The sequence below is a fragment of the Streptomyces sp. NPDC002787 genome, from assembly GCF_053592095.1.
The window spans coordinates 42006-64862 of sequence record NZ_JBSFVC010000029.1; the positions used below are offsets into that span (position 1 = coordinate 42006).

A 22857-nucleotide genomic window follows, 5' to 3' on the forward strand; every position below is an offset into this window, starting at 1 on the left:
CCCGCATGCCCCCCGCATCTCCCCTGCCCCCCGCATCCCCACCATCGACCTGCGCCCCTGGCGGGACGGCGGCCCCGAGGCCCGCGCCGCCATCGCCCGTACGGTCGACGAGGCGCTGCAGACGGCCGGTTTCCTCCTCGTCACCGGCCATGGCGTCGATCCGGCCCTGCGCACCCGTATCCGGCGGGCCGCCCGCGCCTTCTTCCTGCTCCCCGTCGAGGCCAAGCAGGCGTACGAGGTGAAGGTCGGCGGGCGTGGCTGGCTCGGGCCGGGGGCCGAGGCGAACGGGTATGCGGAGGGTACGGAGACCCCGCCGGACCTGAAGGAGTCGCTGACGTTCGCGACGCACGAGCCGTTCGACGACCCGGTCGTGAACGCGGAGTGGTACCGGCCGAACGTCTGGCCGGCCGAGGTACCGGAGCTCCAGCCCCTCTGCGAGGAGTACCTGGCGCGGATGGGTGAGCTGGAGAACCTGCTGCTCTCCCTCCTCGGCGAGGCCCTCGGCCTGGAGCCCGACTTCTTCTCCCGCCATATGAGCCACCCCACCTACGGCTTCAACATCAACTGGTACCCGGGCACGGACGTCATCGGCGACCCGGCGCCGGGCCAGTTCCGGATCGGCCCGCACACCGACTTCGGGACGGTCACGATCCTCGACAGACAGGCCGGGAAGGGCGGGCTCCAGGTGTACACGGACGACGGCGGCTGGGAGGACGCCCCGTACGATCCGGACGCCTTCACCATCAACATCGGTGATCTGATGGCCCGTTGGACCGGCGACCGCTGGCGCTCGGGCCGCCATCGCGTGCTGCCGCCCCCGGCCGACGAGCCCGCCGAGGAACTGATGTCCCTGGTCTACTTCGGCGAGTGCACGCCGGGCACGATCGTCGAGTCCGTGCCCGCGCCGGTCGGCCGGGTGGCGTACCCGCCGGTGGACTCGCACGTGTACCTGCGGGCGCAGCTGGACTCGATCACCGTCAACTGACCCCGGTGTCCCCCGGATCGCGGTGGCGCGTGATCCACCAGACGCAGGGGCGGCCGGGACATCCGGTGCGGCCTCGGTGCCGGCATCGACGAGGGGCCGCCCACATGTCATGGGCACACCCGCACGCCACGGGGACCGTCTCGCCCCAGCCACTGAGAACCGTCTCGCCCCAGCCACGGGAACCGTCTCGCCCCAGAACCCGTCTCCCCCCCGCATCGCCTTGTATCGAGCGTTTGACACAAGATCCCACTCGGGGGCATCTTGTACCCACCGCTTGATACAAGATGATCCGGGGGGATCTCCACATGCTCGACACCGCCCCGCTCCAGCACCGGTTCCTCGACCACGCCGACCACTACGCCCGCTGGTCCGGCCTGGCCATCGGCCTCATCGCCGCACAGGCGCTGTCCACGCTGGGGGACGTCGAGTTCGAGCAGCGCGTCGTGTTCTGCATCACGGCCTTCGGCCTGTGCGCGGTGGCCGGCGTCCTGCTCGCCGACGCCCTGACCCTGCGCCCCCAGGAGGCGGTACGCACCGCGCGCCTCGCACCGCGCCTGGTCCGGGACCATGTGCCACCGCGCATGGGCCCCCTGATCGTCCTCCAGGGCGCCTCCCTCATCGTCCTGCTGCTGGTCACCGCCGCCACGGCGTCCGTCGACCCCGACCGCGCCCTCAGCACGGGCAAGGTCGTCGACATCACCTGCAACGGGATGCGGGCGACCCTCGGCCCCTGGCCCGGCCTCTACTACAGCCTCCCGATGTTCGGCGCACTCGCCATAGCGACCCCCACCTGCGTCTGGGCCCTGCGCCGCATCGCCCACGGCCCGGGCGAGGAGCAGCAGCGCCGCGACCGCGCGTGGGCGGTCACCGGAGCGTGGGGCCTGCTGGTGTCGAGCCAGCAGTTGTACGCCGTGCTGATGATCTCCGTCTCGCTGACGGAGACGGGCTGCGCGGGCGCGGTGGGCGCGCTCACCTTCTGGGTGTTCTACCCCCTGGCCCTGCTGAACCTGTTCACCGTCGTCTGGTCCCTGGTCACCGTCGTGGCACCCCGCGCGGTCGAGGACGAGGCGCCCGAGGACGGGGCCCTTGACGATGAGTGACCCCGCCGTCCGCGTCGACACCACCAGCCAGGTGCCACCGTACGAGCAGATCCGGGCGCAGCTCGCCGCGCTGATCGTCACCGGACGGCTGGCCGAGGGGGAACGGCTGCCGACCGTACGGCAGTTGGCCACGGACCTCGGTCTGGCCCCGGGCACCGTCGCCCGCGCCTACCGCGAGCTGGAGGCCGCCGAGCTGATCCGCACCCGCCGGGGCGCGGGCACCAGGGTCGCGGCGCTCCCGGCCGGTCCGACCCGCTCCTACGTCACCCAACTCACCACCCTCGCCCGGGACTTCACCGCCTCCGCCCGCGCGCTGGGCGCCGACACCGACGCCATCCTGGCCGCCGTCCGCGACGCGCTCGGCCCCGACCGCCCCTAGGGCCCTTCCGGCGATCACCCCCGGCTCACGCTGCAGCCCTGATGAACCGCTGTTACATCACAGCGCGGCCATTGAGACGTCCCGTTCCTACGGTCCCCGCATCAGCGGAGCCCCCGCTGAGGGACCAGAAAAGGGAACAGGACTGATCCGACGCATCGCCGGCTCGCGCGCCGCCAAGTCCGTGCTCGTCCTGGGCAGCGCGGCCGCCCTGAGCGTCACGCTGACCGGTAGCGCCTCCGCCGCCGTCTTCACCCCGCTGAAGGAGAGCACCACCGCTTTCCAGAAACAGTTCCGGCCGGTCTTCGACTACGACGGCAACGACTGTCTCCCCGCCGCCGCCATCGACAACAAGGGCAACCTCAACGGCGGCCTCCAGGACACCGGCTCGATCACCGGCACGTGCCGTACCGGCCACCACGGCAAGGCCGACACGTACTCCCGGGTGAAGTGCAACAACGGCTGGTGCGCGATCGTCTACACCCTCTACTTCGAGAAGGACATGGCGGTCGCCGACATCCCCAAGGCCGGCCACCGCCACGACTGGGAGGCCTACGTCGCTGGGTGCGCCAGGGCGACGCCAAGCCCTCCTACGCCTCCGTCTCGGCCCACGGCAACTACGAGACCAGGGCGTTCAAGGACGTCCCGGTCCTCACCAGGGGCGGCGTCGACGCCCGCGTCGTCTACCACAAGGACGGCTTCCTCACCCACTCCTTCCGCTTCGCCCACGGAGACGAGACACGCGGCGAGACCTGGAGCGACGGCGGCTGGGACAAGCCCGCCCTGGTCAGCTGAAACAGCTTCCCCAAGAGCGTCAACGGTGTCGACCTCCAGAACAGGATGAACACGGCCACCTGGGGCAAGGCGAACTTCCCGCTCAAGGACGGCCGTTTCGTCGACGAGCTGAAGGCCGCGCCGCCGAAGAAGGACGGGCGCGCGTTGATCCCGTTCAACCCCGCCGCCCTGACGGGCACGGCACGGCCCACCGAGCCGGGGCAGGGCGGCTTCCCCCACCCCTCCGCCGTCCTGCCCCTCCCCCAAGCCCGTCAAAGAGGAACTTCCTCCAACGGCTCCAGCACCGAGTAGTCCCCGAAGGAACGCCGATAACGCAGATGCCGCGTCTCCTGAGTGTGCCTGCGCTGCCACTCCTCCACGGCCGCCGGATCACTCCGTACGCCCGACTCCGCGCCGCACTCCCTCTCGTCCCCCGACACGCACCGCGCCTCGTACTCCGGCTCCGCCGTCGCGTCCTGCGCGATGACGTACGGCACGTAGCGGAAGACCCGCCGGGTGCGGGCGCCCGCGGCGTGCTCCCGTCGCTGATGGTGACGCAGCAGCACGTTCGCGTCCGTCTCCGCGCTCCCGTCGTAACGGGCCCGCGCCTCGTCCCGCCGTACGGCCAACTCGGCGCACGTCGCACAACCGGGCACCGGCACGGGCGGGCGCCCGAGTTCGCCACCGTCCCGCATGTCCAACTGACGCATCCTCACACCCTCCTCTTCGTACGGTGGTTGGCCGCCTTGACCTGCGCCCCGATGCGCTCGGCCGGTGTCGCCGGCCGCAGCGTCTCCGGGTCCGTCTCCCACTCCCGGCCGCCACCCACCGGGCGCAACACCGCGTACGGCCCGACCTTGTCCCGGTACTCCCCCACGCGCCGCGTCCGCGGATCGTAGACGAGCTGTCCCTCTGGTTCCACGTGCACTCCACAGCCCTGTTCGTCACTCTGGGTGTATCTAGCGTCGCCGAAGGGAACGGTCGCAATCAACGCGGAACGTGTGGCACTGGGCCTTTGCCACGGAGGAGCACGAGGGGGACTTGTGACGAGGCGGAACGCCGAGGGGGCCGGCGGGGCCGGGAGCGCGGTGCTGTTCGGAGAGGTCCTGCGGCACTACCGCGAGGCGGCGCTGCTGACGCAGGAGGCGCTCGCGAGGGAGGTCCCGTGCGACCGGTCGCAGGTGGCGAAGATCGAGGCGGGCACGAGGGTCCCGAGTGACCAGTTCGCGAAGCGGTGCGATGAGGTGTTGGAGACGGGTGGGGTGTTGGCCCGGATGTGGGGGAAGGTGGACTGGTATCCGCAGGTCGAGCATCCGGATTGGTTCAAGCGCCGGGCTGAGATGGATGCGGAGGTCGTCGACCTGCGGGCATACCACGAGCGGGTCATCCCGGGCCTGTTGCAGACGGTGGACTACATGGAAGCGCTGTTCAGCCGTCGCCGCAGGACTTCCGAAGAGGTGGAAGAGCGTGTCCGGGCCCGACTGAGCCGACAGCAACGCTTCCTGGAAGCCGACGGCCCGTTCTACGCCGTGGTGTTGGACGAAAGTTGTTTGCGCAATCTGGTCGGCAACCCGGCCGTCATGCGGGGCCAGTGCGCCCACCTGCTCGACGTGGCCGAGCGCGCCAACATCCACGTCCAGGTCGCCCCAGCCAGTCTCCCCGGACTCATCCGCCCCAGCGGCTCGATGTCGCTGATCACGCTGCCGGACGGCCACAAGTGGGTCTACTCGGAGACCCTGGACCGAGGCTTTTTCAGCGACGATCCGGCCGTCTTCGGACGGCACAGCCAGACCTATGATGTGCTCAGGGCGGACGCACCGTCAGCCCGCGAGTCCGCCGCTCTGATCAGCGACGCGATGAAGGGGTACGAGCATCATGGACAGGTACCAACTGAGCGTGGCGACCTGGATCAAGAGCAGCTACAGCGACGACAACGGCGGCGACTGCATCGAAGTGGCCCCCGGTTTCCCCGGACTCGTCCCCGTCCGCGACAGCAAGAACCCTGACGGCCCCGTACTGGTCATCAACCACTCCGCCTGGCTCTCCTTCATAGGGGCCGTTCGGTCGGAGTCGTAACCGAACGGGCAGCTTTCGCTCTACTCCGAAGCAACTGCCCCTCCTTTCACAGCTGTTGATAACCAGCAGCTATGACAACGGCGACAACACCGACCCACGCCCTCCTCGACATACCCTCGGCACACCAACCTCCGGAGGAACCCCCCTTCGTGGTGCTCGCCGGGGCGCGAGGCCTCGGCAAGAGCACGAGGTTGCGGGAGCTGCGGGCCGCGTACACGGGCCGTACGCCCGTCGCGTTGATCGACGGCGAGGAGGCGCGGTTCGACCGGCCTCCCCCGGGCCGACCACCGGTGTCGTGGTCGCCCGCGTACGAGGCGCTGTCGGTGATCGCGGAGCAGCTCGGGGAGCCGGTCGGCGGGGCGGGGCGGATCACGTTCCCCCGGCTGGCGTGCGGACTGCTCGCCGTCGCGGCCGGCGGCTGGGGCGATCGCGGCCTGTCGAGGATCTGCGCGGAGGCCGAGCGGGCGCTGCTGCTGAGCGACACGGGCGGCTGGCTGGCCGGGCGGTGGGTGGGGAAGGCCGTGGCCCGGCTGGTGTCGTCGATGTCGGATCAGGGGCCGGTGGTCGAGGCGATCATCGAGGGGGCGCTGGAGGCGTTCAGCGAGGGGATGTCGGCGTCGCACCGGCGGCTGCGCCGGGGCGCGGTCTGGTACCGCGACCACCCGAACGCGGCCGGGAACCCGAAGCTGGGTCTGGTACTTGTCTCCCAGCACTTCCGGGCGGGCGGCGACGCCAGGACGCACGCCGAGCGCCATCTCGTACGGGCGCTGCTGGCGGACCTGGACGACGCGTACACGGGGGTCGTGCCGCGTGCGCAGCGGGCCGGGCGGCCGGTGATCCTGATCGACAACGTGCAGGAGGCGGCCGGGCGACGGCTGCTGGAATCCGTACTGCGGGACCGGGCGGACGGCAGGGCCGACCAGGTGGCGTTCTTCGCCGGCCTGAGGGGGCAGGGCCACCCGGCGCTGCGGAACGCGGCCCGCCGCGCCCTGCCGGAGGTGACACGGACGGGCGGCGGCTGGACGCCGGGTGGTACGCCGTCGTCGCACGCCCTGCTGGTGTCGCTGCCGCCGCTCTCCGCCGACGAGACGCGACAGGTCGTCGAAGCGACCTGCACGGGTCTACGGGTCCCGCCCCAACTCGCACTCGCCACGCACCGGTTGACGGGCGGGAACCCTCTCGGCACGGCACTCCTGGCCGAGTCGGCCCGCCAGAACCTCCCCCTAGGGGCGACGGAACTGGGCGACCTGCTGCTGACAAACATGACCGCACACGACGACCACGGCAAGCACAACGACCATGGCAAGCACGACGACCACGGCGAACACGACGACCTCGGCAGGCGCCCCACCTATCAGGTGCTGCTGGACCGTCTCCTCCCGGCCGAGGACCACCTCGACGAGCTGACCGTCCTGGCCACCGCCCACGACCACGACTCGGCCGTCGCCCTCGCCGAGGCCATGCTCCCGACCGGCTTCGGCGAGTCGGCCGTACGGGCCCTGGAGCAACGCCTGACGGCCGAGGGCCACACCCCGGCCCCCGACCACTTCGTGAGCGACCCCTATCTGCGGTCACTGCTCCTGCTGAGGCTGCGCCACCGGGACGAGGCCCGCACCGACCCTCACCACGCGGCCTGGCGGACGGCCCACCGCACCCTCGCCGCCCACTACGCCACCAGCCCCACCCACCGCGCCCATCACGAACTCGCTCTGGGCGACCCGGGATTCGCCGTCACCCATCTCCACGACACCTTCCCCGAGACACCCGCCCCCACCTGGCTGGCCGCCCTGCTGCTCATCGCCTCGGCGCCGTACCACGAGGAACCACCGCCACACCCACAGGAGGGCGAACCCTCCACGCTCCACCAGCACGTACGCCGCCTCCTGCACACGGTCCGCCACCTGACGGACCCGCTGACCCCACCGGACCCGCCCCTGACCGACCATCTCCGCCAGGACCTGCACCACCTCGCCCACACCCACCCCACAGACAGCGAACCACTGCGGCGAGCGGCCCGGGACTGGCCGGGAAGCGCGTCGGCGGGCCCTCTTCCGGGACGCGGCGAGGCCACCCTCAGCGAGGCGGCTGGACACCGGGATACAGCTCGATCCGCACGCTGTCATCGTCGTCGATGACGTACGTGGGACCGGTACGGTGCCGCCAGCCCAGCGGCAGCAGGTAGTAGCGCTTGTCGCGCTCGACGAGCAGGCGCAGCTCGCTGTACCGGTACCGGTAGTGCTGCTCCTCGCCCAGGTCCTCCACCAGCGGGCCGGGAGATCCCGACATGCTCAGGCGGTCGGTGCTGAGCACCACCACGGCGGTGTGGCGCACCAGCCGCTCGGCGGTACGTTCGGCGGCCCCCCTGCCCTGCTGACCGGACGTCACGCCCACCGCCCAGAGCAGCAGCACCGCCGTCATCGCGACGCTCACCCCCCGCTGCCAGGCCTTCTGTGCGGCGGGCGCGGTGAGCCCCAGCAGCAGGCCGCAGGCCATGACGAGGGGCGCCGTCCAGCCGTAGGGCTGGATGTAGGGCCACAGGGCCGTGAGGCAGATTCCCGCGAGAACGATCAGAAGGTGCCGGCGGGCGATCGCTCTGCCTGCCTCCTGTGCGCGGTGAGCGATCTGTGGAGGGAGTCCCAGCGAGGCCAGAAGCTCGGGAACCCTGGGTGCGATCACCGCCAGGGCCAACGTGATGAGCACCGGCATGGTGATCAGCTGCAGGCTCTTGAGCGCGATCTCGGTGAAGGTCAGGCCGAGGGAGAGGGACTGCAGGCGGAAGTAGGAGTAGAAGGCGCTGTTGTACATCGCGCCGGCGTAGAACATCAGGGCCGTGAAGATCGACCCGGCGGCGACGACCGTGTTGATCCATTCCACTGAGCTGGATTGCGCGGGCTCCGGCTGCGGGGCGCGGTGCGGCGGCCGGGCCGTGCGCCGTCGTAGGAGGGCCTGCGACAGGCGGCGCCGGGACCGCGGCGGCGCGGATCGAGGTGTTGCGGGGCGAGGTGGTGCGGGGCGAGGCGTCGCGGGCGGGTCGTCCGTGGCCGACGGCCTGCGGGCGCCGGCCTGGACCGGACGGCGGCGGGGTCGGGGCAGCGGGGTTCGGTCTGAGGCAGGGGGATTCGGCACGGTACCTCTATGAGGTGGACGGCGGGGACGTCGGACCGGGCGAGACGGTGCCCGAAGTGGGGCCCGGCGTCGCTGTGGTCGTGGCGGTGGGGGTCCCCGGACAGCCGGGGCCCGCCGCCGCGCAGGTGGAGGGGGGTGCGGGTTCCGCGCTGGGCGCGGCGCTGGTGCCGTACCGATCGTCGGTTCCGGTGTCCACCGGGGGCGAGGGCACCGGTGGCACCTCGGGGTCACCCCTGCTCACACGGGGCTCACCACCTGCCCCCGGCCCGTCGGATGAGCCACCCCCTCCACGCGGCCGCGCCTCGGAGTCGCCTCTGCCCGCGCGGCGCGAACCGCCCGCCCCGGGCCCGTCGGATGACGCGCCCCTGCCCTGCTCCTGGCTGCTCGGCGCCGGGGAATGGCCGGAAGCCGGACTGGAACTCACAGGGGACGAGGGAACCTGAGTCTGCGGCCCGGAAGGGGAGCAGCCACCAACGAGGAGAACGAGGGCCAGCGCGAGGCAGACTGCCGCACGCCGTCCGAGGCAGTCGCGGCCACGGGCCGGGGAGACCGGGGCGTCCGGTCCGGCAGTGGCGGCTCGATCCGCGCCCGATCGCGCGTCAGTCAACGGCACACCGGGCCCAACGATCGGATGATCTGAACGAAACGGTCCCCCTGACCCCCCTCCCCTACGGCAGCTGCCCCGCCTTGTCCACGACGGCCACCTCGGTGATCGCCTTGGACGTGACGACGGTTCCCTTCTCGGTCGGGGGACAGGTCGAGAGGCCCGGCTGGAGGCTGGCGGTGTACAGCTCCCGCTCGCCCAGGTACTCCAGGGTCTTCACGTCGAAGATCCACTCGATGCGCTCGAGGCCGGGCTCGGTCGGGGTGCGTCCGATCGCGATACCGGTCCGGCCCACTGCGTCGCGTACTTCCCGGGCCGTGGTCACACCGGGGAGCTTCGCGACCGCCCGGAAGAGGGCCGCGGCGACATCCGGTGGTACGAGGTTGTCGCTGAGGATGTCGCTCGCGGTGGCGAAGGCGCTGTCGGCGGTGGGCTGGCGGGCGTTGCTGCCCTTGTGCAGCCAGGCGTACATGGTGTCGGCGTCGGTCGGGAGGTCCGCCAGCTCGCGGTAGGTGTGGGGGGCCCTGGCGCCCGCGTTCGCCCTGGGGTCCTGCGGCTCCTGGTAGACCTCCTTGCCGTCCTCGGAGATCCGGCGCAGACCGGGGCGCGTGCCGTCGACGGAGGCCCAGGTCTCCGACTCGTTGAGGGAGGTTTTCTGGGGCACGCACTCATCGCCGGTGGTCGCGTCCACGTAGTCGTCGGTGCTCTTGACGTACACGAACTGGTCGTCACGGACCTCGCCCGGCCCGGGCCGCTTCTCCGCCGCCCGCGCGATCCGCTCCAGCCAGTCGCTCGCGCTCCGGCCACTGGTCGCCTGCCCCGCTTCCGGCCGCCCCGGCCCGGCCGCCTGCCGCGTGACCGCACCGCCGACCACCACGGCCACGGTCAGCCCCGCCGCCACGAGGGGTGCGACGAACGCGGTCCGCCGCCAGAAGGACGGCCGCCCGGCGGCCCCGGTGCCACCGGGGGCTTGGGGACCACCGGGGACTTCGGGGCCATCGGCACTCCGGGAACCACCGGCCTTCCGGGGGGCAGTGACGCCCCCACCACCCAGGACACCCTTCGCGTCCTCGGCGCGGCTCTCGATCTCCCGCATGAGGTGCTCCCTCAGGAGCCGATGCCGCTCCGGCGCGAACTCCCGCTCCACAGCGGGAGGAATGTCACCGGCAGAGGGCACGCTGCCGGCGGACACCACACGCTCGCCCGAGGGCGCACCCACAGAAGACGGCTCGCCCTCGGCAGACGCCACGCTCCCGGCAAGCGCCCCACTCTCGGCAGGCACCACGCCCTCGACAGCCGACGTGCCGTCGGCAGACGCCACGTCCCTGACGGACACCCCACTCTCAGCAGACGTATCGCCCCCGACAGACGGTGTGCCCCCGGCAGATGTGACGCCCTCAGAAGCCACCACACCCTCGACGGAAGGCGCGCCGTCAGCAGACGGCGTGCCCCCACAAGGCGCCGCCTCCTCGCCTGGCGGTGTGCCCTCGGCAGACGGCCCACCTTCGACAGACAGCGCGCCCTCAGCAGACGGCGCGCCCCCGGCAGACGCCACACCCTCGCTGGGCAGCGTGCCCTCGCTGGGCGGCGTAGCCCCGGTGGGTGGTGTGTCTTGGGGGGACGGGTTGTCGTTCATGGGTTCCCCTCCTGGATGGGCCCGGCCACGGGGGTGTGGCCACCTTGTGTCTGTCCGCGGTCGGCGTCGGGTTCCCCGGCTCTCAGTTGCGCGGCGAGCTTGGCTCTGGCGCGCGAGAGGCGGGAGCGTACGGTGCCGACGGGGATGCCGAGGGCCTCCGCGGCGGCCGCGTAGTCGAGGCCGCCCCAGGCGCACAGGGCGAGCACCTCGCGCTCGGGCCGCCGCAGCCGGTCCACGGCGGTGCGTACGGCCCGCAGGTACGCCTGGTCGTCGAGGTTCCCGGCGACCTCGTCGGCGAAGTCCCGCACGGACTCCGGCCTCGGCAGCCGCGCGACGGCGGCGGCGTGGCGCCGCCCGGCCCGGCGGGAGTTGCGGGCCACGTTGGTGGCGATGCCGAGCAACCACGGACGCGGCGAACCGCCCTCCGCGTCCAGCCGCTCCCGCAGCCGCCACGCCTCCAGGAAGGTCAGCGACACGATGTCCTCGGCCGTCGACCAGTCCCCCGTCAGCCGGAAGGCATGGTTGTAGACGGACCGGGCGTACGCGTCGAAGACCTCCCCGAAGGCCCCCGCGTCCCCGTCTCTGATCCGCGCACGCAACGCGCGCCGGTCCCCCGTGTCCCCGTCATTCGTCTCCACGCCCTCCCCCTGTCCGTACGCCGAAGGCCGGTTCCCATGACCCACGTCACAAGAGAACCGGCCTTCGGTGTACGGAAGCTGTACGGGACGCGGCAGAGCCGCGCGGGGCTACGCGGTGGTCAGCCGACGTCCGCGTAGGAGTGCTTTCCGCTCACGAAGATGTTGACGCCGTAGTAGTTGAACAGCCAGCAGGCGAACGCGGCGAGCGCGATGTACGCGGCCTTGCGGCCCTTCCAGCCGGCCGTGGCGCGGGCGTGCAGGTAGGCGGCGTAGAACACCCAGGTGATGAACGACCAGGTCTCCTTGGGGTCCCAGCCCCAGTAACGGCCCCACGCGTCGCCCGCCCAGATCGCGCCCGCGATGATCGTGAACGTCCACAGCGGGAAGACGGCGGCGTTGACGCGGTACGAGAACTTGTCGAGGGAGGCCGAGGAGGGCAGCCGCTCCAGGACGGAACTGGCGAAACGGCCCGGCCGGCCGCCGCTCGCGAGCTTGCTCTCGTAGGAGTCCTTGAACAGGTACATGATCGTGCCGACCGCGCCCACGTAGAACACGGCGCCGCAGAAGATCGCGGTGGAGACGTGGATGTACAGCCAGTACGAGTGGAGGGCGGGAACCAACTGGTCGCTGGCGGTGTACAAGACAGTGACGGCGAGACCGAGATCGAGGAGGACCGTCGTGATGAGCGGAAGCCCGAGCCAGCGCACGTTCTTCTTCAGCGCGAGCAGCGAGAGGTACACCCCGACGGCCACGGTGGAGAAGGTGATGTTGAACTCGTACATGTTGCCCCACGGCGCCCGCTGCACCGAGAGCGCCCGCGTGAGCACCCCGCCGAACTCCACGAGGAAGGCGACCACGGTGAGGGACACGGCGATACGGCCGTAGAGGTCCCCCTGCTCGTCCCCGCCATGGGCACCGGGCCCGTCCGGCACGTCCCGCGCACCGGAGGCGGCCCGCACGACCACCTTGGGCCGCTCCAGGACGCTGGTCCCACCGGCGTTCTTGACCGTGACCGCGGGCGCGGCCGTCTTCTTCGCCTCACCCGCCTCGGCGGTGAGCGCGGCCGCCGTACGGCCGACCTTGCTCCGGCTCCCGAAGAGCCATTCGGCGATGTACGCGAAGAAGGCCAGGGTGTACACGGCCATCGCGGAGTAGATCAGCGTGTTGCTGATGTTCGCGAGGTTTTCGTTGGTGGCGGCGGCGAGAGTCACCTCAGCACTCCTTCGAGTGAATATCCCGGCGACTTGCGGCCGGGCGTTGAGGTCTGGCGGAAAGCTTGCGGTCGTGTTACCGGGCTGGTTTCAACCCGGCTGGCGTTGATCGTGGAAGACCTGGAGGGCCGCTGGTCCGCTGGGCGGCGTGAGCCAGGAATCTCCCTGGATCTGCGAGGGAGAGGATTCAATTCTCAGCCCCTTCGGATGCTGCGGCGTCGGAGTCGGACACACCGTCCGACTCCGCCTCCGGGACGTCAGCTGCTCCCGGCGCCCGGTCGTACAGGACACTCGCCAAGTCACCCAGCTCCTCCGGCACCTTCGCCGACTCGCTGCGCCCGAGCCCCGCCATCTCCACGACGGTGACCCCGTCGGGCCCGGCCACGGCGCGCACCCACACCCGGCGGCGCTGGACGAACAGGGACGCGGCGAGCCCGCCGATCGCGGCGATCGCTCCGGCGAGGGCCCAGCCACTGCCGGGCTGCTGGGTGACCTGGAAGCCGGCCCACTCCTTGACCCCGTCGAAGGTGACCGTGCCGTTGCCCCCGGGCAGCGTCATGGACTCACCGGGCTTCAGGTTCTCCCGCACCTGCTCACCCTTGGAGTCCTCGTACGCCTTCAGCTTCCGCTTCTCCAGCCGGTACACACTCTGCGGCACACCCGAGTCGACGCCGAGGTCACCGTGGTACGGCTCCAGATTGAGCACGGGGTTCAGCAGCGCGGGGAACTGCGAGACCACGGCCGTGTTCGCGCCACCGTACGAAGGAAGGAAGAACGCCTGGAAACCGAGCTGCTCCCGCACCCCCTTGGCGTTGCGGTAGCCGTCCATGACCTTGATCGCACCGGAGGAGGTGACATTGGAGTCCAGCGGCAGCAGCGGCACCGCGTCGCTGAAGACGACCTTGCCGTTCCCGTCCCGGACGGTGATGACGGGCGCGTACCCGTGGCTGACCAGATAGACCTTCGAGTCGCCGATCTCCAGCGGCTTGTTGACCTCGATCTTGGTCGCCCGTTCCTTGCCGTCGGCGCCGACCGCGTAGTCGATGTACGCCTCGTAGATGCGGGGGGTGCCCTTGTTGGGGCCGCTCACCTCGTAGGTGCCCCGGAAGTTCTCGAGGTCGAAGCTGAACGGGTTGAGGTCCTCGGCGGTGAAGAGGTTGCCGGACTTGAAGTCGTCGTACTGCGTGAGGGTGTTGGCGAAGCCGTCGCCCTCGACGATCAGCTTGTTGCCCTCGGAACGGTAGAGCTGGCCCCAGGCGAAGGCGACGAGCATCACGATCAGGGCGATGTGGAAGGCGAGGTTGCCCGCCTCCCGCAGATAGCCCTTCTCGGCGGCGACCGCGTCCCCGGCGACGTGCGCGCGGAACCGGCGCTTCCGCAGCGTCTTCAGCGCGGCCTCGCGCACCTGCTCCGGCGAGGCCTCCGTGCGCCAGGTCGTGTACGCGGGCAGCCGGGTCAGCCGCTTGGGCGCCCCCGGCGGCCGGCCGCGCAGCTGGCCCACGAACTGCCAGGTGCGGGGCACGATGCAGCCGATGAGCGAGACGAAGAGAAGGATGTAGATCGCCGAGAACCACACAGAGCTGTAGACGTGGAAGAGCCCGAGCTTCTCGTAGACCGGCCCCAGCGTGTCGTGCCGCTCCATGAAGTCGGCGACCTTGGTCTCGTCCTGCCCCGACTGCGGGATCAGGGAGCCGGGGATCGCGGCGAGCGACAGCATGAACAGCAGCAGCAGGGCGACCCGCATGGACGTCAGCTGCCGCCAGAACCAGCGCGCCCACCCGATCGCGCCCAGCGAGGGCAGGTGGGGCGCGTCCTCCTGCGGCGCGGTGGACAGCTGCGAACCGGCGGCCCCGAGACCACCGTCGGCGGAGGCGGAGGCGGAGGCGGAGGCGGGGATGGAAGCGCGGTCGGAGGCGTCGGCCGAGGAGCGGCCGGGGCCGGAGGCGAGGGCGGCGCCGGATGCCCCGCTCTCGCCGGTCGCCCGGCCCTTGCCAGCGGCCCGGGCGGCACCGGCCGGGCGGCGCTTGCCACCACCGGTGCGCTCGGCAGCACTCCCGGCGGTGTCCTCAGCGGTATTCCCGGCGGTGGTCCCGGCGGTGTTCTCTCGGTCGCCGGAGGCCCCGCGGCCGGAGTCGGTCGTCGTCATTGGCTCAGATCCCAGGGGTGAAGCCGGAGGACCAGACCTGCATCTCCTGCACGATGCGGTCCCAGGCGCCGGTCAGCATCAACAGACCGATCGTGATCATCATTCCGCCGCCGATGCGCAGCACCCACGCGTAGTGCCGCTTGACCCAGGCGAAGGCACCGAGCGCCTTGCGGAAGGCCACGGCGGCGAGCACGAAGGGCACGCCCAGCCCCAGACAGTACGCCACCATCAACAGGGCCCCGCGCCCGGCGCTGGCCTCCGAGAGGGCGAGGGCGTTGACCGAGGCGAGGGTCGGGCCGATGCAGGGCACCCAGCCGATGCCGAAGAGCGCGCCCAGTATCGGGGCGCCCACCAGCCCGGTGGCCGGCTTGGTGTGGAAGCGGAACTCCCGCTGGGTGAACCAGGGCATCAGCCCCATGAAGAAGAGGCCCATGGCGATCATGAGTCCGCCGAGCACCTTGGTCAGGACGTCCTGGTGCTCCAGCAGGGTCCGGCCGAAGTACCCGAAGAGCGCGCCGCTGGAGACGAACACCACGGTGAACCCGAGCACGAACAGCCCGGCCCCGGCCACCATCCGCCCCCTGCGGGCCTCGGCCAGATCGGTGCCGCCGACGCCGGTGACGTACGACAGATAGCCGGGCACGAGCGGCAGTACGCAGGGGGAGAAGAAGGAGACGAGGCCGCCGAGGACGGCGACCGGCAGGGCGAGCAGCAGGGCACCGCTGAAGACGGTCTCGTTCATCTCGGCGGCGGTCGTGGTGAGCGCGGACATTCCCGACACCTTCACGTCACTTCTCCGCGAGGATCGGCTCGAGCATCTTGCGCAGCTTCTCCTCGCTCAGCGCCTGCTGCGTGCGGGCCGCGAGCTTCCCCTCCCGGTCGATGACCAGCGTGGAGGGGATCAACTGCGGGTTGAGCGAGCCCTTCTCGAAGCGCAGCAGCAGCTTGCCCGTGGGGTCGTACAGGCTCGGGTACTCGACCTTGTACTGCTCCTCGAAGGCGACCGCGGGCCGGGTGCTGGTGTCCCGTGTGTTGATGCCGACGAACTGCACGCCTTGGCCCGCGAGGTCCTCGGAGACCTTCGCCAGGTTGGGTGCCTCGGCGCGGCACGGCGCGCACCAGGAGCCCCACACGTTCAGGACGATGATCTTGCCCTTGTAGGCGGACGAGACATCGAGCTGGTCGCCGTCGATGGTCTTCCCGGAGAGCTCGGGAGCGGCGTCCCGGTCCCCCTTCTTGACCGTCGCGATCCCGTCGGAGCCGGTGACGAACCCGGTCTGTCCGCCACCGCCCTCGATGCCTCCGCCCGCACAGGCGGACAGCGTCAGCGCCAGGGCGGCGGCCCCGGCGGAGAGCAAAGCGGCACGACTGCGGCTCGTACGGACACTCATGTGAAAAGTTTCGCATGCCCGTTTCGGGGGCTTACGGCGGGGTCGGCGGCCCCCTTGTGCGCAGGTCAGGCGGCTGAGCCGGCCCCCAGGAACTCCTTCCACCCGCCCGTCGGCTGCTGCCCCACCCCGAGGGTCTGGAGCTTGGCGAGGACGTCGGGCGTCTGCGCGTCCATCCAGTCCACGAACTGCCGGAAGGAGACGATCCGTATCTCCCCGTCCTTGGCCTTCTCCTTCGCCCGGGCGATGTGCTTGAGGGCTTCCTCGACGGCGTCCATGTACACCCCGCCGTTCCACTCCTCGAAGTGGTTCCCTATGAAGAGCGGCGCCCGGTTCGTCTCGTACGCGCGCTGGAAACCGGCGACGTACGCGCCGGTCGCCTGGGTGCGGTAGGCGGGGTAGTTGGCGGGCGGGGCCTGGGTGGAGTTCTGGGACTGGTTGAACATGATGTTGTAGTCCATGGAGAGCACCTCGAAGCTCCGTCCGGGGAAGGGCACGGACTGCAGGGGCAGGTCCCACAAACCCTGCTTCTTCTTCGGCCAGACCTGGAGGCCGCCGGGCGAGGAGGAGTCGTAGCGCCAGCCGAGCTCGCGCGCGGTGGGCAGCAGGTTCTCCTGCCCGAGCAGACAGGGCGTGCGCCCGCCGACGAGTTCCTTGTCGTAGTCGAACGGCAGCGGCTCGACATCCGTCCACCCGCTGTTGGTCCGCCACTCCTTGACGAACGACTTCGCCTGGTCGATCTCGCTGCGCCACTGCTTCGGCGTCCAGTTCCCGACGGAGCCGCTGCCGCCGCAGAAGTGGCCGTTGAAGTGGGTGCCTATCTCGTGGCCGTCGAGCCACGCCGTGCGCACGTGCCCCAGCGTCGACTTGATGTGCTCGTCGGTCAGATAACCGATGTCGGAGGCGCCGGGCGCGTTGTTCGGCGGGAGGTACTTGCGCTTCTTCGACTCCGGGAGGAGATAGATCCCGGAGAGGAAGAACGTCATATGGGCGTCGTGGTCCCGCCCGGCCTTCAGGAACCGCTCGAAAAGACCGTTCCCGACGTCGCCGGCACCGTCCCAGGAGAACACCACGAACTGCGGCGGCGTCTCGCCCGGCGCCAATGCCTGCGGCTTGCCCGGCTGGTTGGGCTGCTTGCCCGTGTACGAGGTCGACCCGTCACCCAGCGGCTTCGCCGTCTTCCCCGGCTTCTTCTTCCCCGGGCCCTTGCCACCACCACCGGACCCGCCGGCCTCGCTCGGCTCACCCCCGAGCCCCGTACCGCACCCGGTCAGCCCCAGCCCCGCGACCGCTCCCGCACCGAGCCCCAGCACTCCCCTTCGCGACACTTCGCGCATTACGTCCCCCTTGGTCAGCTCACGCACCAGTTCACGTGAAGCACACCGTTTTAGAGGGATGAGAGGAGGCGAGGGTTCCTTTTGATCTCCGCCGAATTCAGATTCTTCTCAGTCCGCGAAGACCGCGCGGCACTTTCCAGGACCGCGGGGAACACACAAGCCTTCCAAGGCCCCGCAGACCCCCACCCGACCTTCCACAAAGCGGGGCACGCACGGGCCTTCCAGGTCACGCGGGTCACTGCCCGGCCTTCCACGACGCGGGGCACGCACGGGCCTTCCAGGTCACGCGGGTCACTGCCCGGCCTTCCACGACGCGGGGCACGCACGGGCCTTCCAAGTCACGCAAGCCCCCGCCCAGCTTTCACGGCACGGGGCACGCGCGGGCTTTTAAGGGGCGCGGGGAACTGCGCGACCAGCCACAACGAACCCGCAGCCCCCCACCCACAGCACACACCCAACCTCCAAGGGGCGCGAGGAACCGCGCGAGGAACCACAACGAACCCGCACTTCCCCAACGCCCCAACCCCCCCCCGTTCCCAGCGGAGCGCTCACGCTCCGAAGGCCTTGCCCTTGCCCTTGACCGGCCTAGCCCCCGCCAGCAGATGCGCCGGCACCAGATCACGCGCGGGCTCGCTGTAACCCACGGACACGATCCTGTCGCCCTGGTACGTGAACGTCGTCAGCGACGCGAGCGTGCACTGCCGCCGACGCGGGTCGTGCCACAGCCGCCGCCGCTCGACATACGACCGCACGATCCAGATCGGCAGCTGGTGCGAGACGAGCACCGCCTCATGCCCCCGCGCCGCGTCCTTCGCCGCGTCGAGCGCCCCCATCATCCGGACGACCTGGTCGACGTACGGCTCACCCCAGGACGGCTTGAAGGGGTTGACCAGGTGCTTCCAGTTCTCCGGCCGCTTCAGCGCACCGTCACCGACACCGAAGGTCTTGCCCTGGAAGACGTTGTCCGCCTCGATCAGCCGCGCGTCGGTGGCGAGGTCGAGCCCGTGCGCCTTGGCGATCGGCGTCGCCGTCTCCTGCGCCCGCTCCAGCGGCGAGGAGACGACGTACGTGACGTCCCGGGGTGCGAGATGCTCGGCGACCCGGTCGGCCATCCGGCGCCCGAGGTCGGAGAGGTGGTAACCGGCGAGCCGCCCGTACAGGATCCCGTCCGGGTTGGCGACCTCGCCGTGCCGCATCAGGTGGACGACGGTGATGTCACTCATGCCGCTGTGGCCTCCGCTGCTGCCCGAGCCGCCGCCGGAAGGGCGTCGGCGATCCGCTGAACCGCCCGCTCGTCGTGCGCGGTCGACACGAACCACGACTCGAACGACGACGGCGGCAAGTAGACACCCTGCGACAGCATCGAGTGGAAGAAGGCGTTGAAGCGGTACGACTCCTGCGCCTTGGCCTCCTCGTAGTTCCGCACGGGCGTGTCCGTGAAGAACACGGAGAACATGTTGGAGGCGTGCTGCAGCGTGTGCGCGACGCCCTCCTTGGTGAGCGCGTCCGTGACGAGCCCCTGGATCTGCCGCGAGACGGCGTCGACGACGTCGTACGCCGCGTCGTCCAGCAGCCGCAGCTGCGCGAGCCCGGCGGCGGTCGCGACCGGGTTCCCGGAGAGCGTGCCGGCCTGGTAGACGGGCCCGGCGGGCGCGAGGTACGCCATCACGTCGGCGCGGCCCCCGAACGCGGCGGCGGGGAAGCCACCGCCCATGACCTTGCCGAAGGTCATGAGGTCGGGGACGACCCCGTCGATCCCGAACCACCCGGCCCTGCTGGTCCGGAACCCGGTCATGACCTCGTCGGAGACGAACAACGCGCCGTGCTCGGCGCACGCGTCCTTGAGCCCCTGGTTGAAGCCCGGCAGGGGCGGTACGACGCCCATGTTGCCCGGGGATGCCTCGGTGATGACACAGGCGATCTCGCCGGGGTGCGCGGCGAAGGCGGCGCGTACGGCGTCGAGGTCGTTGTAGGGCAGGACGATGGTGTCGCCGGCCTGGGCGCCGGTGACACCGGGGGTGTCGGGGAGGGCGAAGGTGGCGACCCCGCTGCCCGCCGCCGCGAGCAGCGAGTCGACGTGACCGTGGTAGCACCCGGCGAACTTCACCACCTTGGTGCGGCCGGTGAAGCCGCGGGCGAGCCGGATCGCCGACATGGTGGCCTCGGTCCCGCTGGACACGAGCCGCACCTGCTCCAACGGCCCGACCCGGTCCACCATCTCCTCGGCGAGCGCGACCTCGCCCTCACCGGGAGTACCGAACGAGGTACCCCGCGAGACGGCCTCCTGGACGGCGGCGATGACCTCGGGACGGGAGTGCCCGAGGATCATGGGACCCCAGGAGCACACAAGATCTACATACTCGCGACCATCGGCATCGGTGAGATAGGGACCGGTACCGGACACCATGAACCGGGGCGTACCGCCCACGGCACGGAAGGCGCGCACGGGAGAGTTCACGCCGCCGGGCGTGACGGCCGCCGCGCGCTCGAAAAGAGTCTGCGAAACTGGGGCTTCGTACGGATAGCTCACACAGGCCATGGTGTCAGAGGCCCCGAAGATCCTGCGGACTGGTGTTTCACCGCACGTTTCGGCGGGCGGTCGCGGGGGAGGTCACTGACACGATGATCGGGTTGCGCGGCGGGGGTCACGCGGCCCAGAAATGCGTTCGGGTGGAGATATGCATCGCGGTGGCGGACTGGGCGAGGGGACCGGTGACCTCGGTCCTCGTCGTGCCCGGCGGGGCAGGCACCGGCGCGAGGCGGAGGAGGCCGCGGAGACACGGCAGGACCGGAGCGGGACGACCGACCGGGGCACGCCGGGCGAGGTGAGCGGGCCGGCGGCGCCGGGACCGCAGGGTTCCCTGCCCGCGCCGCCACCGGGCCCCCCGGCACCACCCGTGCCACCGGTTCCGCCCGTACCCCCGACATCGCTGGGGTCACCCATGTCGCCAACGTCACCCATGTCGCCGACGTCACCGGCGTCGCCGGGGTCGCCGGGGTCACAGCCCCCGTACGCCCCACAGGGCCGGCCGGGCATGTACGGTCCGCAGAGCGGTGCCGACCGAACCAATGCCGATTCCGAGCAGGTCGAGAGCGGTTCCGACCGGGCCGAAGGTGGTTCCGAGCGGGGCCGGTCCGGCGGTTCCGACCGGATCCAGGGCGGTGGACCTGAGCGGATCGGGCGGCGCAGCCGTATGGACGGTATGGACCGTATGGATCGTGCCGATCATGTGGATCGTGTAAATCGTGTGGACGGAATGGATCAGACGGACCGGATGGACCGGCCTGACCTGGTGGATCGCAGGACGCGCGCGGAACGCAGGAGCCGCGCGGACCGCAAGGACCGTGCGGACCGCATCGAGAGTGCGGACCGCGTGGACCGTGTGGAGGGCCTGGACCACGTGGTCAACCGGCTCCGGGCGGGGAGCGGGAATGGTGGTCGGGTGGGGGTGACGTACAAATACTTCGGCGCGCCCGACGGCGCGACCGCGGCCCGCGTCCCGATCTCGATGCGCCCCGAGGAACTCGGCGGCGACGAGCTCGGCATGAACGGCATGTTCACCAAGATCAAGCCGGAGACGATGGCCGCGATGGTGCTGACCGGCATCGAAGGCGTCCCCCTCCACAAGGTCCCCCCGCTCGAACTGGTCGTCCTCCACCCCGACTACGCGGTCGTCAAGCTGCCCATGACCGTCGTCGACCCCCTGCGCGGTATCGGCGAGGAAGCGGTGGGCGCGGCGGCCTTCATCTGGTCCACGGTCCCCGACCGCGGCGGCCCCCGAGACGCGTTCAACGTCTACCAGCTCCTCCACGAGTGGCAGGACTTCAGCCACCGCCTCCACGAGGCGGGGCACCAGCCGTACTGCCTGGTGTGGCCCTGACCCAGCGGATTCGTACCAGCGGTTTCGTACGTTGCGGGCGGAGCTTTCGGGCTCCGCCCTCGGCATGGGGCCACCCGGCGTCGGCTCACACTGTCCTGACGTGGACACCGCTGGCCCCGAGCCCCCTCGGGGCCGCAGCATGAGCGGCATGAGCAACGTGAGCGGCACGAGCGACATGGGCGGCATGAGCGGCATGAGCGACATGGGTGGCAGCGCGAGCGTCGGCGGGAGTGGCCGTACGGACTGCGGCGGGAGTGGCCGCGCGAGTGGTGTGGTGGACGGTGTGCGGATCTCGCGGCGCGCCCAGGCCGTCGCCCCCTTCTACGCCATGGAGTTCGCCAAGGAGGCCGCCGCCCTGGTCGCGCAGGGCCATGACGTCGTCCGACTCAGCCTCGGCGAACCGGACTTCGGGGCGCCCCCGGCCGTCCGGGACGCGATGCGCGAGACCATGGACGGGCGGCCGATGACCTACACGGCGGCTCTCGGGCTGCCGGCCCTGCGGGAAGCCATCGCCCGGTTCTACGGCGACCGGCACGGCGTCGACGTCGACCCGGGCCGGATCGTCGTCACCGCCGGGGCCTCGGCCGCGCTGGTGCTGGCCACCGCCGCGCTCGTCGACCCCGGTGACGAGGTCCTCATCGGCGACCCGTCCTATCCCTGCAACCGGCAGATCGTCGAGAGCTTCGGCGCCGACGTCACCCTCGTCCCCACCACCGCCGGGTCCCGGTTCCAGCTGGACGCGGCTTCGGTGCGGTCGCACTGGACGGACCGTACGCGGGGCGTCATGGTCGCCACCCCCTCCAACCCCACGGGCACCTCCGTCCCCGCCGACGAGCTGGCCGCGATCTGCGACCTCGCCCGCGAGCGCGAGGCGTGGCGGCTCGTCGACGAGATCTACCTCGACCTCGGCGACCACGACGAGCGGGGCCGCCCGCCGCGCAGCGCACTCTCGCTCGATCCCGGCGCCGTCGTCATCAACAGCTTCTCGAAGTACTTCGGCATGACCGGCTGGCGGCTCGGCTGGTGCGTCGTCCCAGAACCCCTCGTACCGGCCCTGGAACGCCTCGCCCAGAACTACTTCCTCTGCGCCTCCGCGCCCGCCCAGCACGCCGCCCTCGCCTGCTTCACCCCCGAGTCACTGGCGGTCTGCGAGGCCCGCAGGGTCGAGTTCGGCGAGCGGCGCACGCTCGTCCTGGACGGGCTCGCGCGGATCGGGCTGCCGGTCCCGGTGCCGCCCGACGGGGCGTTCTACGTCTACTTCGACGTCAGCGGGACCGGCCTCACCTCCTGGCAGTTCTGCGAACGGGCCCTGCGGGAGGCACACGTCGCCCTCACCCCCGGTGAGGACTTCGGCACGCACACCGCCGACACCCACGTCCGCCTCTCCTACGCGGCCTCGGCGGACCAACTGCGCGAGGGGATCGCCCGGTTGGGGAAGTTCATGACCACGGTGCGGTGAGACGGTCCAGCCGGAGCTTTCGGCCATCGCGGATTAGCGGAGGACGGGAAACGGCCATGGCTCGATGGATGTCCGTCCTCCGTATTCGTTCTTCTCGACCTGGAACTCGCCCTGGTCGTG

General features: G+C 70.9%; 23 protein-coding genes and 1 pseudogene. 11 read left to right on the top strand and 13 right to left on the bottom strand.

The window, feature by feature from the left end:
* Positions 1 to 16: 16 nt before the first annotated feature.
* The 6 genes and pseudogenes from ACWD26_RS33765 (at position 17) to ACWD26_RS33790 (ending at position 3547) form a co-directional block, all read left to right on the top strand.
* Positions 17 to 985 (top strand): isopenicillin N synthase family dioxygenase, encoded by a 969-nt coding sequence (locus ACWD26_RS33765; RefSeq protein ID WP_451275879.1) that lies wholly within the window; start codon positions 17 to 19, stop codon positions 983 to 985.
* 305 nt (positions 986 to 1290) lie between these two features.
* Positions 1291 to 2085 carry a hypothetical protein gene (locus ACWD26_RS33770; RefSeq protein ID WP_451275772.1) on the top strand — a complete coding sequence of 265 codons (795 nt, stop codon included), beginning with the start codon at positions 1291 to 1293 and terminating at the stop codon, positions 2083 to 2085.
* On the top strand, positions 2078 to 2464 hold the full coding sequence (locus ACWD26_RS33775; RefSeq protein WP_451275773.1) for a GntR family transcriptional regulator: 387 nt from the start codon (positions 2078 to 2080) through the stop codon (positions 2462 to 2464). The genes ACWD26_RS33770 and ACWD26_RS33775 overlap by 8 nt, the downstream gene beginning before the upstream one ends.
* Positions 2465 to 2645: 181 nt before the next feature.
* A pseudogene (locus ACWD26_RS33780) lies at positions 2646 to 2960 on the top strand (NPP1 family protein); the annotation flags it as partial.
* Positions 2961 to 3025: 65 nt separating this feature from the next.
* A complete protein-coding gene (locus ACWD26_RS33785) occupies positions 3026 to 3256 on the top strand; it encodes an NPP1 family protein (RefSeq protein WP_451275774.1) in 231 nt (76 codons plus the stop codon).
* Positions 3257 to 3301: 45 nt separating this feature from the next.
* Positions 3302 to 3547, top strand: coding sequence for a hypothetical protein (locus ACWD26_RS33790; protein ID WP_451275775.1), 246 nt, complete (start codon positions 3302 to 3304; stop codon positions 3545 to 3547).
* On the opposite strand, the gene ACWD26_RS33795 is transcribed toward ACWD26_RS33790, so the two are convergent.
* Positions 3508 to 3945: a DUF7848 domain-containing protein gene (locus tag ACWD26_RS33795; protein WP_451275776.1), complete on the bottom strand. Its 438-nt coding sequence runs from the start codon at positions 3943 to 3945 to the stop codon at positions 3508 to 3510. The two genes, ACWD26_RS33790 and ACWD26_RS33795, sit on opposite strands and share 40 nt — an antisense overlap.
* 2 nt (positions 3946 to 3947) lie before the next feature.
* Positions 3948 to 4157, bottom strand: a complete 210-nt coding sequence (locus tag ACWD26_RS33800; protein ID WP_451275777.1) for a hypothetical protein — start codon at positions 4155 to 4157, stop codon at positions 3948 to 3950.
* Between the two features lie 121 nt (positions 4158 to 4278).
* On the opposite strand from ACWD26_RS33800, the gene ACWD26_RS33805 reads away from it, so the two are divergent.
* The 3 genes from ACWD26_RS33805 to ACWD26_RS33815 all read left to right on the top strand — a co-directional run bounded on the left by ACWD26_RS33805 (position 4279) and on the right by ACWD26_RS33815 (position 7446).
* Positions 4279 to 5241, top strand: coding sequence for a helix-turn-helix domain-containing protein (locus ACWD26_RS33805; RefSeq protein ID WP_451275778.1), 963 nt, complete (start codon positions 4279 to 4281; stop codon positions 5239 to 5241).
* The gene (locus tag ACWD26_RS33810) at positions 5189 to 5311 is read left to right on the top strand and encodes a DUF397 domain-containing protein (RefSeq protein WP_451275779.1); all 123 of its coding nucleotides are present in this window, start codon (positions 5189 to 5191) and stop codon (positions 5309 to 5311) included. The genes ACWD26_RS33805 and ACWD26_RS33810 overlap by 53 nt, the downstream gene beginning before the upstream one ends.
* 71 nt (positions 5312 to 5382) lie before the next feature.
* Positions 5383 to 7446, top strand: a complete 2064-nt coding sequence (locus ACWD26_RS33815; RefSeq protein ID WP_451275780.1) for a hypothetical protein — start codon at positions 5383 to 5385, stop codon at positions 7444 to 7446.
* Here the strand turns inward: ACWD26_RS33815 and ACWD26_RS33820 are convergent.
* The 11 genes from ACWD26_RS33820 to ACWD26_RS33870 form a co-directional block, all read right to left on the bottom strand.
* On the bottom strand, positions 7385 to 8185 hold the full coding sequence (locus ACWD26_RS33820; protein WP_451275781.1) for a hypothetical protein: 801 nt from the start codon (positions 8183 to 8185) through the stop codon (positions 7385 to 7387). The two genes, ACWD26_RS33815 and ACWD26_RS33820, sit on opposite strands and share 62 nt — an antisense overlap.
* Before the next feature lie 920 nt (positions 8186 to 9105).
* On the bottom strand, positions 9106 to 10677 hold the full coding sequence (locus ACWD26_RS33825; RefSeq protein ID WP_451275782.1) for a CU044_5270 family protein: 1572 nt from the start codon (positions 10675 to 10677) through the stop codon (positions 9106 to 9108).
* Positions 10674 to 11315: an RNA polymerase sigma factor gene (locus ACWD26_RS33830; protein ID WP_451275783.1), complete on the bottom strand. Its 642-nt coding sequence runs from the start codon at positions 11313 to 11315 to the stop codon at positions 10674 to 10676. Before ACWD26_RS33830 ends, ACWD26_RS33825 begins: the two co-directional genes overlap by 4 nt.
* Positions 11316 to 11434: 119 nt before the next feature.
* Positions 11435 to 12526 (bottom strand): c-type cytochrome biogenesis protein CcsB, encoded by a 1092-nt coding sequence (ccsB, locus tag ACWD26_RS33835; RefSeq protein WP_451275784.1) that lies wholly within the window; start codon positions 12524 to 12526, stop codon positions 11435 to 11437.
* A 187-nt stretch (positions 12527 to 12713) separates the two neighbouring features.
* Positions 12714 to 14672, bottom strand: a complete 1959-nt coding sequence (resB, locus tag ACWD26_RS33840) for a cytochrome c biogenesis protein ResB (RefSeq protein ID WP_451275785.1) — start codon at positions 14670 to 14672, stop codon at positions 12714 to 12716.
* Positions 14673 to 14676: 4 nt separating this feature from the next.
* The gene (locus ACWD26_RS33845; RefSeq protein WP_451275786.1) at positions 14677 to 15444 is read right to left on the bottom strand and encodes a cytochrome c biogenesis CcdA family protein; all 768 of its coding nucleotides are present in this window, start codon (positions 15442 to 15444) and stop codon (positions 14677 to 14679) included.
* A gap of 16 nt (positions 15445 to 15460) precedes the next feature.
* On the bottom strand, positions 15461 to 16063 hold the full coding sequence (locus tag ACWD26_RS33850; RefSeq protein ID WP_451275787.1) for a TlpA family protein disulfide reductase: 603 nt from the start codon (positions 16061 to 16063) through the stop codon (positions 15461 to 15463).
* A gap of 65 nt (positions 16064 to 16128) precedes the next feature.
* Positions 16129 to 17397: a hypothetical protein gene (locus tag ACWD26_RS33855; RefSeq protein ID WP_451275788.1), complete on the bottom strand. Its 1269-nt coding sequence runs from the start codon at positions 17395 to 17397 to the stop codon at positions 16129 to 16131.
* 548 nt (positions 17398 to 17945) lie between these two features.
* Positions 17946 to 18620, bottom strand: coding sequence for a histidine phosphatase family protein (locus ACWD26_RS33860; protein WP_451275789.1), 675 nt, complete (start codon positions 18618 to 18620; stop codon positions 17946 to 17948).
* Positions 18617 to 19936 (bottom strand): glutamate-1-semialdehyde 2,1-aminomutase, encoded by a 1320-nt coding sequence (gene hemL / locus ACWD26_RS33865; RefSeq protein WP_451275790.1) that lies wholly within the window; start codon positions 19934 to 19936, stop codon positions 18617 to 18619. The genes ACWD26_RS33860 and hemL overlap by 4 nt, the downstream gene beginning before the upstream one ends.
* Before the next feature lie 460 nt (positions 19937 to 20396).
* Positions 20397 to 20627, bottom strand: a complete 231-nt coding sequence (locus ACWD26_RS33870; protein WP_451275791.1) for a hypothetical protein — start codon at positions 20625 to 20627, stop codon at positions 20397 to 20399.
* Between the two features lie 213 nt (positions 20628 to 20840).
* On the opposite strand from ACWD26_RS33870, the gene ACWD26_RS33875 reads away from it, so the two are divergent.
* Both ACWD26_RS33875 and ACWD26_RS33880 read left to right on the top strand, forming a co-directional pair.
* Positions 20841 to 21278: a hypothetical protein gene (locus ACWD26_RS33875; protein WP_003974483.1), complete on the top strand. Its 438-nt coding sequence runs from the start codon at positions 20841 to 20843 to the stop codon at positions 21276 to 21278.
* Between the two features lie 283 nt (positions 21279 to 21561).
* Complete coding sequence (locus ACWD26_RS33880; RefSeq protein WP_451275881.1) at positions 21562 to 22737, top strand: pyridoxal phosphate-dependent aminotransferase; 1176 nt, start codon at positions 21562 to 21564, stop codon at positions 22735 to 22737.
* Positions 22738 to 22857: the final 120 nt, after the last annotated feature.

Excerpts from the sequence above, each read along its gene's own strand:
- ACWD26_RS33770 (WP_451275772.1), top strand. The coding sequence starts at position 1,291 with ATGCTCGACACCGCCCCGCTCCAGCACCGGTTCCTCGACCACGCCGAC.
- ACWD26_RS33775 (WP_451275773.1), top strand. The coding sequence starts at position 2,078 with ATGAGTGACCCCGCCGTCCGCGTCGACACCACCAGCCAGGTGCCACCG.
- ACWD26_RS33790 (WP_451275775.1), top strand. The coding sequence starts at position 3,302 with ATGAACACGGCCACCTGGGGCAAGGCGAACTTCCCGCTCAAGGACGGC.
- ACWD26_RS33795 (WP_451275776.1), bottom strand. The coding sequence starts at position 3,945 with ATGCGTCAGTTGGACATGCGGGACGGTGGCGAACTCGGGCGCCCGCCC.
- ACWD26_RS33815 (WP_451275780.1), top strand. The coding sequence starts at position 5,383 with ATGACAACGGCGACAACACCGACCCACGCCCTCCTCGACATACCCTCG.
- ACWD26_RS33825 (WP_451275782.1), bottom strand. The coding sequence starts at position 10,677 with ATGAACGACAACCCGTCCCCCCAAGACACACCACCCACCGGGGCTACG.
- resB (WP_451275785.1), bottom strand. The coding sequence starts at position 14,672 with ATGACGACGACCGACTCCGGCCGCGGGGCCTCCGGCGACCGAGAGAAC.
- ACWD26_RS33845 (WP_451275786.1), bottom strand. The coding sequence starts at position 15,444 with ATGTCCGCGCTCACCACGACCGCCGCCGAGATGAACGAGACCGTCTTC.
- ACWD26_RS33850 (WP_451275787.1), bottom strand. The coding sequence starts at position 16,063 with ATGAGTGTCCGTACGAGCCGCAGTCGTGCCGCTTTGCTCTCCGCCGGG.
- ACWD26_RS33855 (WP_451275788.1), bottom strand. The coding sequence starts at position 17,397 with ATGCGCGAAGTGTCGCGAAGGGGAGTGCTGGGGCTCGGTGCGGGAGCG.
- ACWD26_RS33860 (WP_451275789.1), bottom strand. The coding sequence starts at position 18,620 with ATGAGTGACATCACCGTCGTCCACCTGATGCGGCACGGCGAGGTCGCC.
- hemL (WP_451275790.1), bottom strand. The coding sequence starts at position 19,936 with ATGGCCTGTGTGAGCTATCCGTACGAAGCCCCAGTTTCGCAGACTCTT.
- ACWD26_RS33870 (WP_451275791.1), bottom strand. The coding sequence starts at position 20,627 with ATGATCGGCACGATCCATACGGTCCATACCGTCCATACGGCTGCGCCG.